The organism is Saccharopolyspora soli (genome assembly GCF_022678645.1).
Classification (GTDB): domain Bacteria; phylum Actinomycetota; class Actinomycetes; order Mycobacteriales; family Pseudonocardiaceae; genus Saccharopolyspora; species Saccharopolyspora soli.
This window is the reverse complement of record NZ_JALBWV010000008.1, coordinates 1-13,359: the sequence shown is the minus strand read 5'-3', so window position 1 is coordinate 13,359 and position 13,359 is coordinate 1. Positions and strand designations below refer to the sequence as shown.

Here is a 13,359-nt window from a genome sequence, read left to right as displayed (position 1 = left end):
TCACGCGAGATCGGCCGCGGTGCCCACGCCGCGGGCGGCAACATGCAGCTCATGCGCTTCGTCCGGATCGATCGCGCAGAACCGCGCGACTTCGCCGGGACGGAGCTGGGCCAGCCGGGACAGGTCGGGACTGATCACGGTCGCGATCTTGGCGTAGCCACCGAGGCTGGGGCCGTCCACACCCATCACGATCGGTTCCAGCCCGCTGGGCACCTGGATGGATCCGATGCAGATCGAGTCGTCGACGATGTTGGACGGATCAGCGCCAGCCTGCTCCACCAGGTAGTCCGGCCGGGGCTGGAAGTCCAGCGCCGGTCCGATGAACCGACAGCCCATCCGGTCCGATGTGGTCGACAGCTTCCAGTCGGTGTCCAGGAAGGTTCGCACGCTGTCCGCGGTGAACAGGTGGTCCTGCGGTCCGAGAACGACGCGCAGTTCCGCTGGTATGCCGTAGCCCGGAATTCGATCCGCGCGGATGCGTCGGCCCGCGAGGTCTGCCGGAGTTCCCCCGGTGCCGATGGGCAGGACGTCCCCGGCCTTGAGCGCCCGCCCTTCGACACCACCGATACCGGCACGCACGTTGGTCGAGCGGCTGCCGAGGACCGTCGGGACATCGATTCCGCCCGCCACCGCGAGATAAGCTCGCACGCCGTGCCGCGCCACGCCGAAGGAAATCTCCTCGCCAGCGCGGACGTCGATCGCGGTCCACATGTCGATCGGTTGGCCGTTGACCGCCGGTTGCAGGTCCGCACCGGTGACCGCGATGACGCTGTCCGACAGCACCTTCAGCCGCGGCCCGCGCAGCGCCATCTCCAATCCGGCGGCTCCGGGATCCCCGCCCACCAGGACGTGCTCCCCCACCTCGTTGCCCACCAACAGATTCGCCAGCTTCAAGGCGGTCGCGTCGAAGGCGCCCGACGGCGGGATTCCCTCGGCCAGGTAGCCACCGCGGCCGAGGTCCTGCACGGTGGTCATCACACCCGGCCGAACCACTTCGAGTTTGCCGTTGTCAGGCATGGTCTTCCTCCAGCCGGTGCACGCCATCCTCGATCTGGTACTCGTAAGTGCCATCCTCCACCTGGGCGCGGATCGCGTGGTACTGGTCGCCGTCGATGGCCACGTACCGGTGCCGGTCGCCCACTCGCGGCAGGACCGGCCCGTCGGCGAACACCGCGTTGCGTTGCAGCGGGTCGAACAGGTCAAGCGGGGTACGCCCGAGCAACTGGTAGCCACCGGGACTGCGCACCGGGTAGTACGACGTGATGTTCCCGGCCAGGCACACGATGCCGGGATCCGTCCACTTGCGAGGCCGCTCGTACTTCGGTCCGGACAACCGCATCTCGCCCAGCGGCACGGCCTGGTAGGTACTGGGTTGGAAGCCCACCGCGGACACCCAGTGCAGCACACCGGAGTGCCGGGCGATCACCTCGGCCGCGGAAATGCCGTGGGCCTCCGCGAGGTATTCGATGTTGTTCGGCACGCCGTGTTCCCGCGCGCAGCTCTGGGACCACGGATCGTCGTACCAGATCGGGATCGTCAGCAGCCTGGAGGGGAACTCGGTCAGTTCGGCGAGGTCGTCGACCAGTTCGGTGATGACGGCTTCCAGCTCGCGGCGGCGGATCTGCATCGGGTCGTAGACCACGCCCAGCGATCGATGCGTGGGCACGGTCTCCCGCACCCCGGCCACGTCGGCCGCCCGCAACGCGCGTTGCAGTGCGAGCACTCGGAAGTTCAGGGCGAGATCGATCCGGTCACCGAACTCGACGGCCAACTCCAGGTCACCGAGCGATCGGAACACGGCACGTTCGTAGCCCATGCGGTCCGCTCCTTTCTCCTGCTGCTTCACGCCTGCTTCTCGGATCCCTTCAGGTCGGCACCGTTGGTGACCGCGACAACCGCCAGGTGCCGCCTGATCTCGTCGTCGGACGGCACGAACGACTCGGTCTTGCACCGTTCCCCGCAGGTGCGGTGCGCGCCGCAGCACACAGAGCACAGCACGTGGCTGTCAGTGACCGGGCAGGTCACGAGGTCCTGCCGCATGACAGATTCCCCGCAGTTGCCGCAGGGCAGCATGTTCTCGTCGCGTTCCAGCTCCTCGTCGTTTCGGGAGTGGTCGTCGATCCAGTTCGGATCCGGTTGCCGGACGAGCCGCGCCATGCGGCTACCGGTGAGCCACTCCACCAGGATCGGCCCCAGAAATCCAACCCCGAACGCCACGACATCACCGAGCAGCGCACCGGATTCGGTGGTCGGAATCCCACCCAGCGACAGGATCGCGCCCACCGCGGCGCCGACCAACAAGCTGCTCAGCGCCGGAACTCCCCAGCTGGCCAGGTATCCGCGACGGTGCTCGACGTGCAGCGTGCCGCGCCGCTTCGGCCTGATCACGCAGATGTCGGCGATCAGCACACCGAGCCAGGCCAGGCAGAAGATGCCCATGAAGCTGACCACCGACACGAGGTGCTCCTCGACGTGGAGGACAGCGCCGATGAAGGCGACCACGCCGGTGATCAGGACCCAGAACCGCCGACCGGGCACCCAGTGCAGGATCCGGGCGGCGAAGTTGGCCAGCGACAGCGACGCGCTGTAGTAGTTCATGTTGTTGATGCGCAACTGGGTCGCGAGGACCCAGATGATGCCGAACATGCCCAGCAGTCCGTTGATGTAGTCGCCCGGGTTGTCGCTTCGGGTGTAGAGCGCCAGCGTCGCGCCGATCGGGAACGAGACGAGGTAGACCGCGGCGATGACCACGAACGGTCCCACGATCATGGCGCGTTTCACTTCGGACTTGCGGATGAACCTGGAGAAGTCGCCGGTGCCGAGCACCTGGATGACCACGTTGGGCAGCAGCGCACCGAGCGCACCCGCGAAACCGACCACGCTGAAACCCGGTGTGCTGAAGGAAGGTTCGGCCGTTCCGTGCTGGATTCCCGAGATCAGCAGCCAGAACAGGCCGATCACGAAGATCGGGCTCAGCCAGCGCTGCACGAAGTCGTTCTGGGTGAATCCGTACCAGCAGATCGGCACCGAGATGGAAGCGCAGATCAAGAACCACACCCAGGAGGGCAGCACCGGCCACTGGGAATGCAGGGCGGTGCCGAGGTAGGCGGCCTCGATCGCCGCGTACATCAACCAGTTCAGCCCGTAGATCAGGGAAGTGACCGCGGAGCCGAGGAAACCGAATCCGCTGCCGCGAGTGATCAGATCCAGGTCGAGCCCGGTCATCGCGGTGACTCGGGCGATCACCGCGGAGCCGAGCCAACCGAGCACGGTGGCGACGGCGAAGGCGGCCATCGCGGAGGGAAAACCGAACAGCAGGGCCAACTGCCCGCCGAGGGCCAGGAAGAACACCGACGAGGTCAGGCCGCTCAACGACATCGCGAAGCTGAGCGACGGGCGCTTCCAGTGCTCCGGAACCTTCCGCAGCGCGTAGTCCTCGGCTGCCTCGCGGCGGGCCTCCGCGCCCTTGGGGATCAAGGAAGCCTTCAGGTTCGAACGGGGTGGTGTACCCGGTCCTTCCGCTTCGGCGCTGGATGACATGCTACCTCCGCTTTTTCCGCTGACCCGAGGAGCACGGGCCGAAAGTACTAGGTTCGGTTTCCGTTGTGGCGACGCCGTTGTCGATTCATTTGCTTGTCCAGCAGGCTTCAGAGCTGGCTCGCGGCCGCGTCCAGCGCCTCCACCGCCGCGGTCGCCAAGATCTTCAAATCGGCTTCGTCGGTGACGAACGCGGGTGACACCTGCAATGCCGATCCGGCGAGGAAACGGGTCACCACACCGCGTTCGCGGAGTTCCGCGATGATCTGCGAGGGAAGTCCGGGCTTCGCTTGGACGGCGGCCGGATCGAGTTCGATGGCGGCGAGCAACCCGACACCGGAACGCACTTCGTTGACCAGCCGGTGGCCAGCAAGCGGTGCGAGGGACCGGGTCAGCTGCTGTTCCAGCTCGCCAACCCGGCCCACCAGGCCCTCCCGCTCCAGGATGTCCAGATTGGCCAGCGCCACGGCGGCGGCCGTGGCGTGGCCGGAATAGGTGTACCCGTGCCGCCACAGCACACCGCGACGGGTGAAGAAGGGCTCGGCCACGGCACCGGAGACGATCACCGCGCCCATCGGCAGGTATCCGGAGGTGAGCCCCTTGGCGCAGGTGATGATGTCGGGTTCGAGGGCGAACCGGGTGCTGGCGAACCATTCGCCCAACCGGCCGAAGCCGCAGATCACTTCGTCGGCGACGAACAGCACGCCGGTGCGGCGGCAGACCTCCCTGGCGGCGGTAAGGTAGGACTGCGGCACCGGCCGAACACCGCCCGCACCGATCACCGGCTCGCAGAAGAACGCCGCGACGCGGTTCGGTCCGATTCGCTGGATTTCCGCGTCGAGTTCTTCCGCCGAGTCGTAGGCGACCCGAACCACGCTCGGCAACAGTTCGGGGTAACCGGTCCGATTGTCCGGAATTCCGGCCAGCCCGGTCCCACCCACGTGCATCCCGTGGTACGCGTGTTCCCGGACGATGATCACGTTCCGATCCGGTTCGCCGCGTTCCGCCCAGTAGCGCAGCGACAGCTTCACCGCGGTGTCGACGGAATCCGAGCCGCCGCTGGTGAAGAACACCTTGGCATCGGGTACCGGCGCTAGGGCGGCGACCCGCTCGGCGAGGTCCAGCGTCGGGCGGGTGGCGAAGTCACCGAAATTGGAATAAGCGGACATTCGACGCATTTGCGCCGCGGCGGCTTCGGCGATCTCCGCCCGGCCGTATCCAACGCTGCAGTACCAGAGCCCACCCGCCGCGTCGAAGTAACGCCGCCCGGATTCGTCGACCACGTAGGCGCCTTCACCCGAGTCGATGACCAATTCGCCGGTGTCGGCGATGGACGCCATGTCCGCGAAGGGATGCCAGTAGCTGCCCATGTGTATCCGCGCCTCCAAGTCACTCCGGGTGAACGAACGGACACGAACCGACGTTTTCGGTGCCGCTTTCGCCTAGTTCGTCCGCTGTGTTGCCCTCGGGACCTCCGCAGGACATCGGCGGCCCGCGTCGCAGTTGCGCTCCGTGGCCAGGACCGCACTCCCGTGCCGGTCGCCTGCCGCAGCGCGCTGTGCGGGTGTCGAAATCCAAGCAACCCGGAGGACAACAAAACAAGAGGTGGATTCCCAACCTACGCAGCGCTAAATTGTGCTCGTGCACAGTTCGTTCGATGGCGGTGCTTCCGGATACGAGGCTTCCCTGACCCAGGCAGCACACGCCATGCTCGCTCGGGTCTCCGAACTCGGCGACATGGCCGCGGCGGAAACCAGCGCCAGCGAGCCTTCGTACCAAGAACTGGTGCCCGCGGAGGATCTGCGACAAGCGTGTCACGAGACGGTGACGCTGCTGCTGGCCAAACTCGCGGGACTCGACACCGCCGAGTTGGACCGCGCGCTGGCGGATCTCGGTCGGCGGCGCGCTCGACAGGGAGTCGGCCTGGACACACTGCTGCGCGCGTTCCGCATCGACTTCCGGATCGTCTGGGAACTTCTGATCACCTGGCTGGAAAGCCGCCCGCCCAAGGTCCGGCAGTACTGGACGGAGTTCGTCCTGCCGCTCTGGCACGTCGTGGACGAGATCTCCGTCCGCATCAGCGAGGTGTACCGCGAGGCGGAGGCCGAGCTCGCCGAGGAACGCGAACGGGACCTGCGGTCGCTGTTCGAGGAACTGCTGTACGGGACCGGTCCGGTTAGCACGGTGGCGCGCAAGGTCGCAGCGCGCTACGGGCTGGGCGAGCACGGCCCGTACGTCGTGGTTCGAGCGGACCGGCATGCCGAGCTCATCCGGCCCGAGGATGCGCTCCGGGAGAACGGGGCGCATTCGGTCTGGTCGCTGGACAGCGACGTGCTCACCGGGATCGTGGCGCTGGAGAAGAACCCGCAACAACTGGCCGACTGCCTGCGCCGCATCCTGCGCACCCGAGCTGGTGTCAGCCCACCCTACCTTTCGCTGCAGGACACCCGGCGCCAGGTGTGGCTGGCCGACGCCGCCCGCGACTCGACCCACCCGAAGAGCTGCGACGTGGTGTTCGCCGCTGACGACATCCCGTCCGCGTTCGTCGGTGGCGCCCGCGAGATCAGCGACTACCTCGGCGCCGCCCTGCTCGACGGCCTCGCCTCGATCAAGGAATCCGAGCGCCGCCGCCTGCTGGAGACGTTGCAGGTCCACCTCGAAGGCTCGGGGTCGCCCACCGAGACAGCGCGACGGCTCTACTGCCATCGCAACACCATTCTGAACCGCCTGCGGCGCTTCGAAGAACTCTCCGGGCTCGACTTGACCCGCCCGAAAGATCTCGCCACCGCCCTGCTGGCGGTCCGCTCGGTGCGACGTGTCGGCCTGGACAGCACGGGAACACCCGCCTAGCTGATTGATTCAAAGCTCGTGGGCTGAGCGCTGCGCGCTTGCGGCAGTCCACCCCGCCGACGCGTGGGGTATCGCGGCTGCGGCCCAATCAGGATCATCTAGACGCCAGGGTGACGACCCTGGAACAGTGCGGAAATGCGCCGCGGATTCAAAGCGCTCCTCGGGCATACCGGGCCAGTTGGCGCGCGGCTGCGTCGACGGCTCGTGCTCTGCCCTGACGCGTCACACCGGCCACGTGCGGCGAGAGGAAACAGCCCGGCGCCGTCCACAATGGATGGTTTCGGGGCAGCGGTTCCGGGTCGGTGACGTCCAACACCGCCAGTAGTCGTCCCGAGAGCACTTCGGCGGTCAGCGCCGCGGTATCGACCACCGTGCCACGAGCCGCGTTGACCAGCACAGCCCCGTCTGGCATTCGGGACAGCAGGTGCGCTCCTGCCAGTCCTGCGGTCTCGGCAGTCGCGGGCACCAGCAGCACCACCGCGTCGGCGTCGACCACGAGCTCGTCCAGATCCGCGACCGGGTGCACGCCGTCGCCACCCCGGCGGGCGACCAGGGTCACGTCCACCCCGAGCGCGATGAGCTTGTCCTTGGTCCGCAACCCGATCGGGCCCGCCCCGACGAGCACCGCGCGGGCACCGGCCAGTTCGGAACTCACCGCACGGCGCCACCGCCGGTGCTGCTGGTCGCGCACGGCGGGCAGCAGTCCGCTGGCGAGTCCCAGCAACGCAGACGCCACCCACTCGGCGACCGCGTTGTCCCGCGCTCCGACCGGACGGGTGACCCGCACCCGCTCCGGCAGGTGCGGTTCGAGCCAGTCGGTGCCAGCGATCAACGTCTGCACCACCCGCAACGCGGGCAGGTCCGCCAGCAGCGGGAGCAGGTCGGTGCGATCGTGGTCGAGCACGAGGAACTCGACCTCGTGCAACGCCGCAGCCGCGCCCGGCGTGCCCCGTGCGGGGACGGGGACAGCCCGGATCAGGCCCGGCGCTGCCGCTCGCAGTGCGGACAGCGCCTCGTCCGGGCCTGCGGCCACGACCTCGTGGACCATCAGCCGAGCTTGGCGAGGCGCTTGTCGAACTTGTGCAACTCCTCCACGCCGCCGTCGCCGATGATGACGTTGTCGCACACCCAGTGGCAGAAGCCGTCGAGCACGTACCGCGGGTGGCAGGCGATGTTCATGCCCGCCGCCAGCGGCATCGTCTCCTCGGCCCGGATCAGCGGCCGCTCGACCAGATCGGTGCCCTGGCCGTGGCAGTGCAGCCGCAGCTCCTCCGGCCGCCCGTTGTCGCGCAGGTACTGGTTGTACTCGGCCCAGACGTCGGCCGGTGCGGCACCGGGCCGCAGGAGGCCGTAGCAGAACCGCTGCGCTTGCAAGCAGAATTCGTACTCCTCGGCGATGCGGGCCGGTACCTCGCCGAGGATGCCCGAACGGCCTATCTCGGTGTACATCCCGCCCGGCCCGTTCACCTCGACCATGAGGTGGAACGCGTCGCCCTTGCGGATCACGCGGTGCTGGCTGTGCGGATGCGCGATCCGACCTGGCTCGCCGAGCGGGGTCGAGACGCACCAGTAGATGCCTTGCTCGCTGCCCAGCGACTGCGCGGTGTGCTGTGCGACGGCGGCGACGTCGCTGTCCCGCATGCCCGGTTGAAGTGCTTCGAACGCCGCCGCGATCGCCGCGTCCTGCAGCTTCGCGGTGGCGCGGACGAGGTTCAGCTCCTCTTCGGACTTCACCGCGCGCACGTTGTCGACGACGTCGGCGGCCTCGGTGAACGTGGCCGCGTGCAGCTCGCGCCGCAGGTATTCCCCAAAAGCCATGGGGATCGTGCCCGTGCCGACCCAGCCGATGCTGCCGGTGGCGAACGGCCGCAGCGCGTCGAGTGCGAGCTCGGCCCCGTCGTACCGGGTGTAGGACACCGAGCTCATGTACGGGCTGGCGAGCGCCCGGCCGACGCCGCGCAGAACCGGGTCGTGCTCGGGATCGATATCCAGGTCCTCGCCCCGCGCACCGTGGCGGATGACCGTCATGGGTTCCTCTCGGGGGAACACCACGGTCACCGGATAGCCGTTGGTCGCCGGAACATCGGTGAGGTAGCGGATGTAGCCGCCGACGTAGTCGTTGTTGGTCTGCGCGACCAGCACGTCGAGACCGCGGGCGGTCATGCCCTCGCGGATCGCGTCCCACCGGCGGTTCCGCTCGGCAGTGCTGACCGGGTGGTTCAGCCGTTCGGACAGTTCGGTTCCGCTCATCGGGCCGCTCCCGCGTTCGCGCCGCTGATCAAGGTGAGCACTTCGGTGCGCAGCTCGGTGAACCTCGGCAGGGCTTTGGTCGTCACCTGGCTGCGAGGTCTGGGCAGGTCGACGTCGAGGGTCCGCAGCACGGTCGTCGGGCGGCTGGACATCACGATCACCCGGTCGCCGAGGTACACGGCCTCGTCGATGTCGTGGGTGACGAGCACGATCGTCAGCCCGGCGTCGTGGCGCACCCGCAGCACCAGGTCTTCGAGATCAGCCCTGGTCTGGGCATCGACCGACGCGAACGGTTCGTCCATGATCAGGAACTGCGGCCGGTAGGCGATGGCCCGCGCGATGGCCACCCGCTGCTGCATCCCACCGGAGAGCTGCCACGGGTAGTTGTCACCGAACGCGCCGAGCCCGACCTCGTCCAGCGCCTGCCGCACCACTTCGCGCCGGGCCGTCCGGTCGCGGATCTTGTTCTTCAGCGGGATCGCGACGTTGCGGCTGACCTTCGACCACGGCATGAGCGACCGGCTGTAATCCTGGAAGACGCAAGCGACCTCGGGCGGCGGGCTCTCGATCACCTTGCCCGTCTCGGTGAGCGCGACCTTTCCCCCGGATCGCGGCAGCAGGCCGGACAGGCACCGCAGCAAGGTGGTCTTGCCCGCACCGGACGGGCCGACGATGGTGAGGAACTCGCCAGCCCGCACGGTGAACGAAATGTCCTTGAGCACCTCCAGCTCGCCACCCGCCGAGCGGTAGGACTTCTTGAGATGTTCCACGGTCAGCATGTCAGCTCTCCCGGTCCTTTGTGTACCAGCGCAGCAGGCGGCGTTCGACGAGCACGAACGCACCGTTGAAGAGGACGCCGAGGATGCCGAGCAGCAGCATGCCCGCCCACATCTCCGAAACCTCGAAGCTCTGCTGCGCTTGCAGCGTCACGAACCCGATCCCGTTGGTCGCCGCCACCAGTTCGGTGACGACCATCATCACGAACGCGACGGTCAACGCGATGCGCATCCCGGCGAGGATGTTCGGCGCGGCGGCAGGCAACTGCACGTGCAGCACCCGCTGCGCGCGCGTCAGCCGGTAGGAGCGGGCGGTGTCCGCCAGCTCCTGGTCGACCGCCCGCACTCCGTCGATGGTGTTGAGCAGCACGGGAAAGACCGTGACGAACGCGGTGAGCACGATCTTCGGTGTGTCGCCGATCCCGAGCAGCACGATGCTCACCGGCACCAGCGCAGTGGCTGGCAGGGCCCGGCAGAACTGCAGAATCGGGTCGAACGCCCGGTGCAACACCGGCGACCGTCCGAACAGGACACCCAGCGCGATGCCGATCAGCACCGCTGCCACGTAGCCGATCAGCATCCGGGTGAGGCTCGGGAGCACGTCGGAGGTGAACCGGCTGAACAACCACAACTGTTGGAACGACGCCAGAATCGAGCGAAGCGACGGCCAGAACGGTGACGTGCTGCCCGCCGACGCGAACCACCAGGCGAGCAGCGCCGCCACCGGTACGACGAGCGAGACGAGCCACGCCGCGACCTTGCGCCCTGCCCTGCGCGGCTGCGTGACGACGGCCATCATGCCTCCTCCCGATAGGCGACGTGCCAGCGCAGCACACGACGTTCCAGCGCGAGCAGCCCCACGTTGACCAGGACACCGAGCACGCCGACGACGAACACCAGCGCGTACATCCGCGGGTAGACGGCGTTGGACGCGTAAACGGCGATGTCGGCGCCGATTCCGCGCACCGAAGCGATGATCTCCACGGCAACCACCACGACCAGCACGTGGGACGCGGCGAGCCGCACGCCAGTCGCCACGAACGGCAGCACGGCCGGGAGCACCACGTGCCACAGCCGTTGCAGCGGTCGCAGTCCGAACACGCGGGCGGTGTCGCGGAGCACGTCGTTGATGCCGCTGACCCCGTAGAGGGTCTGGAAAAGCATGGGCCACAACGCACCCACCATGCCGAGCAATGTGGACACTCGTGGCCCGGCGCCGAGCAACAGCAGCAGCAACGGCAGGTACACCACGGCGGGCACGAAGCGCAGGAAGTCGAGCAGGTAGTGCGCGAGGCGGTGCAGCAATGGCACCGCGCCGAGCGCGACACCGAGCGCGAGCCCGGCGACGGCACCACCGGTCAGGCCGACGGCGAACTGTTCGAGTGTGGTCACCAAGGCATCGGCGAACCCCGCAGTTGGCGCCAACTGACCGAACGCGGAGCCGATGCTGCTGATCGCGGGCACCTCTGGGGGGAACAACCCGGTACGCGCGCACAGTTCCCACAACGCGAGGACGGCGATGGTGGTCAGCCACGGGAGTCCGCGCAGCAGCCACGGCTTCGCGGCATGGCGGCCGGGTGCGGCGGAGTCTGTCCTGGCGTCAAACGCGGCGGGCGCGGTGGCCAGCTTCGTGGCGGTCGGCTCGGTATTCATGGCACGACATAGGTTTCGTAGGCGGGCACGACGTCGAGCACGCCGTATTTGACGGCGAAGGCCGCTTCCTTCTCGATGACCTGCCGGTTCACCTCGGCGGTGTAGAACGGCAGCGGCGCCATCGCCACGAGCGCGGGATCGGCCGAGGTCTGCTGCACGATGGCCTTGCGGGTCTCGTCGGGATGTGCGTTGGCGTACTCACTGGACTCGCGCACCGCCTTTCGCCACCTTTCCACGATGCCGGGATGCTGGTCGATGAAGGACTTGGCCATGTAGAACACCGTGTTGTCGGCGTTCGGGTCGTCGTAGGCGACCGCCGGTGAGTCGCCGATGTCCCGATAGCCCTTCTGCCGCAACGCGGTCGCGTACGGCTGTGCGGTGCTGATCGCGTCGACCTTGCCCTGTTCGAGCGCGGTGAGCTGGTCGGGGAAGGTCAGCTGCACCAGGTGGACCGAAGACGGGTCGCCCCCGTCCTTCTCGATGGCCTCCCGGATCCAGAACTCCCAGCAGCACTTGAGGGAGTTGACCGCGACGGTCTTGCCCGCGAGGTCGCGGAAGGAGCGGATCGGGCTGCCGCCCGCGACCATGGTCTGGTACTGCGCCCCCTGCGGCGAGGGTCGATCGGCGACGGCACCCGACACGATCTGCACCGGGATGCGTGAGCCCGCCGCGATCACGACCGGCGAGATGCCGCCGAGGGCGACCTGCTGCTGACCGTTGATGACCTGCGTGATCGCACCGGCGCCGGTGGCCGCGCGGCCGAGGGTGAGGTGGATGCCGTTGCGCGCGAACAAGCCGCGTTGCAGGCCCACGAGCACGGCCGTGGACGACTGCGAGGCGGCCACCCCGGCGGTGATCGGCACCAAGCCGCCCTCGGCCGCCCCGCTGCCGGGGACGTTGGTCGCGCTCAGCGCCCCGCACCCGCTGAGCAGGAAGACCGCTGCGGTGAGCAGCAGGCACACCGCCTTGCATCGATACTTCACGGTTGGCTCCGTTTCGCCGGTGAAACGAGTCAGGGTGCGGACGAAACACCTCCAGCCGACGCTGGAGTACGGGGATTTCGTTGTGGTGGCTAGGAAAAGCTCGTTGCGGAGACGTTGGCCACCCGAGGGAGGAGGGCGAGCGCGTTGTCCCGGTTGATCGCGGTGCGCTGGGTTTCAGTCAACGGGTAGGCATCCAGCTGGGCGGTGAAGTACTGGGCGTTGTCGCCGCGCGCGTAGGGCCAGTCGCTGCCGTAGAGCACGCGGTCGGGGTCGGCGAACGAGAGCAGGCTGGGCAGCGTGTGCGGGTTGGCCGACAGCGCCGTATCGAAGTAGAAGGTCCGCAAATCGCGCAGGAAGTTCTCGCGGGTGACGACGTGTCCGGCCGCGCCCTCGGTCAGGCTGGCCATCCGGTGGGCCGCATACGGCACGAAACCGCCCGCGTGGGAGAGGATCATGCGCAGCCGCGGCAGCCGGGCCACCACGCCGTGGCGCACCAGGTTCAGCGCCGCGCGGGTGGTGTCGAGCAGGAAATCCGCGCTGAACGCGGGCACGCCCGGCACGGCAGGACCAGGCGGTGCGGTGGGGTGGACGAACACCACCGTCCCGCGCCGGTCCAACTCGGTCATCAGCGGGTCGAACGCCGGGTCGCCCAGGTAGGTACCGTCCACATTGGCCAGCAGGATCACGCCGTCGGCGTTCAGCTCGTCGAGCGCGTAGCCGACCTCGGCCAGCGAACCGTCCACATCGGGCAGCGGCACCGACGCGAAGAAGCCGAACCGACCGGGGTGCTCGCGGACCAGGTCCGCGGCGAACTCGTTGACCTGCCTGGCCAACGCACGGGCCGCGGCGTCGGTGCCACCCAGGTGCACACCCGGCCTGCCTACCGAGACCACGGCCGTGTCGATGCCGAGTTCGTCGAGCAGCTCCAGCGCGGCGGCCGGGCTCCACGCGGGCGTGGCCTGCCCGCCGAAGTACCCGCTCGCGCCCAACGCGTCCGCCCACATCGGCGGGACGATGTGGTGGTGGGTATCGATCCTGCCGGTGGTCATGACTGGCCCCCTGTCCGCCTCTCCCTGGCCCGCCTCTCCCTGGCCCGCCTCTCCGCGATTCACAGTGGTGGTCGCGTCCAGCCCAATCTCCCGTCGCGTGGTTTCTCGTGGCTGGTTCGCGTCACGGTCCCCTGAGGTGCGGTTCGCGAGGACTGAAGTTGACACAGGGAGCGTCATGACTGGTCCGCCTCTCCGCGATTCACAGTGGTGGTCGCGTCCAGCCCAATCTCCCGTCGCGTGGTTTCTCGTGGCTGGTTCGCG

12 protein-coding genes are annotated in these 13,359 nt (G+C 68.2%); 1 reads left to right on the top strand and 11 read right to left on the bottom strand.

Features of this window, described 5'->3' with window-relative positions; genetic code table 11:
• The 4 genes from MOQ72_RS08045 to MOQ72_RS08030 all read right to left on the bottom strand — a co-directional run bounded on the left by MOQ72_RS08045 (position 1) and on the right by MOQ72_RS08030 (position 4,907).
• A complete protein-coding gene (locus tag MOQ72_RS08045; protein WP_242181525.1) occupies positions 1-1,017 on the bottom strand; it encodes a 5-oxoprolinase subunit C family protein in 1,017 nt (338 codons plus the stop codon).
• Positions 1,010-1,846: a 5-oxoprolinase subunit B family protein gene (locus tag MOQ72_RS08040; RefSeq protein WP_242181524.1), complete on the bottom strand. Its 837-nt coding sequence runs from the start codon at positions 1,844-1,846 to the stop codon at positions 1,010-1,012. Before MOQ72_RS08040 ends, MOQ72_RS08045 begins: the two co-directional genes overlap by 8 nt.
• The gene (locus MOQ72_RS08035; protein WP_242181523.1) at positions 1,843-3,540 is read right to left on the bottom strand and encodes a purine-cytosine permease family protein; all 1,698 of its coding nucleotides are present in this window, start codon (positions 3,538-3,540) and stop codon (positions 1,843-1,845) included. Before MOQ72_RS08035 ends, MOQ72_RS08040 begins: the two co-directional genes overlap by 4 nt.
• Positions 3,541-3,647: 107 nt before the next feature.
• Positions 3,648-4,907, bottom strand: a complete 1,260-nt coding sequence (locus MOQ72_RS08030; protein WP_242181522.1) for an aminotransferase family protein — start codon at positions 4,905-4,907, stop codon at positions 3,648-3,650.
• 271 nt (positions 4,908-5,178) lie between these two features.
• On the opposite strand from MOQ72_RS08030, the gene MOQ72_RS08025 reads away from it, so the two are divergent.
• Complete coding sequence (locus MOQ72_RS08025) at positions 5,179-6,387, top strand: PucR family transcriptional regulator (RefSeq protein WP_242181521.1); 1,209 nt, start codon at positions 5,179-5,181, stop codon at positions 6,385-6,387.
• Positions 6,388-6,535: 148 nt separating this feature from the next.
• On the opposite strand, the gene MOQ72_RS08020 is transcribed toward MOQ72_RS08025, so the two are convergent.
• The 7 genes from MOQ72_RS08020 to MOQ72_RS07990 all read right to left on the bottom strand — a co-directional run bounded on the left by MOQ72_RS08020 (position 6,536) and on the right by MOQ72_RS07990 (position 13,098).
• On the bottom strand, positions 6,536-7,435 hold the full coding sequence (locus MOQ72_RS08020; RefSeq protein ID WP_242181520.1) for an NAD(P)-dependent oxidoreductase: 900 nt from the start codon (positions 7,433-7,435) through the stop codon (positions 6,536-6,538).
• The gene (locus MOQ72_RS08015; protein WP_242181519.1) at positions 7,435-8,637 is read right to left on the bottom strand and encodes a M24 family metallopeptidase; all 1,203 of its coding nucleotides are present in this window, start codon (positions 8,635-8,637) and stop codon (positions 7,435-7,437) included. The genes MOQ72_RS08020 and MOQ72_RS08015 overlap by 1 nt, the downstream gene beginning before the upstream one ends.
• Positions 8,634-9,416: an ABC transporter ATP-binding protein gene (locus MOQ72_RS08010; protein WP_242181518.1), complete on the bottom strand. Its 783-nt coding sequence runs from the start codon at positions 9,414-9,416 to the stop codon at positions 8,634-8,636. Before MOQ72_RS08010 ends, MOQ72_RS08015 begins: the two co-directional genes overlap by 4 nt.
• Before the next feature lies 1 nt (position 9,417).
• On the bottom strand, positions 9,418-10,209 hold the full coding sequence (locus MOQ72_RS08005) for an ABC transporter permease (RefSeq protein WP_242181517.1): 792 nt from the start codon (positions 10,207-10,209) through the stop codon (positions 9,418-9,420).
• On the bottom strand, positions 10,209-11,066 hold the full coding sequence (locus tag MOQ72_RS08000; RefSeq protein WP_242181516.1) for an ABC transporter permease: 858 nt from the start codon (positions 11,064-11,066) through the stop codon (positions 10,209-10,211). Before MOQ72_RS08000 ends, MOQ72_RS08005 begins: the two co-directional genes overlap by 1 nt.
• The gene (locus tag MOQ72_RS07995; protein WP_242181515.1) at positions 11,063-12,049 is read right to left on the bottom strand and encodes an ABC transporter substrate-binding protein; all 987 of its coding nucleotides are present in this window, start codon (positions 12,047-12,049) and stop codon (positions 11,063-11,065) included. Before MOQ72_RS07995 ends, MOQ72_RS08000 begins: the two co-directional genes overlap by 4 nt.
• Before the next feature lie 89 nt (positions 12,050-12,138).
• Positions 12,139-13,098 (bottom strand): amidohydrolase family protein, encoded by a 960-nt coding sequence (locus tag MOQ72_RS07990; RefSeq protein ID WP_242181514.1) that lies wholly within the window; start codon positions 13,096-13,098, stop codon positions 12,139-12,141.
• Positions 13,099-13,359 lie beyond the last annotated feature (261 nt).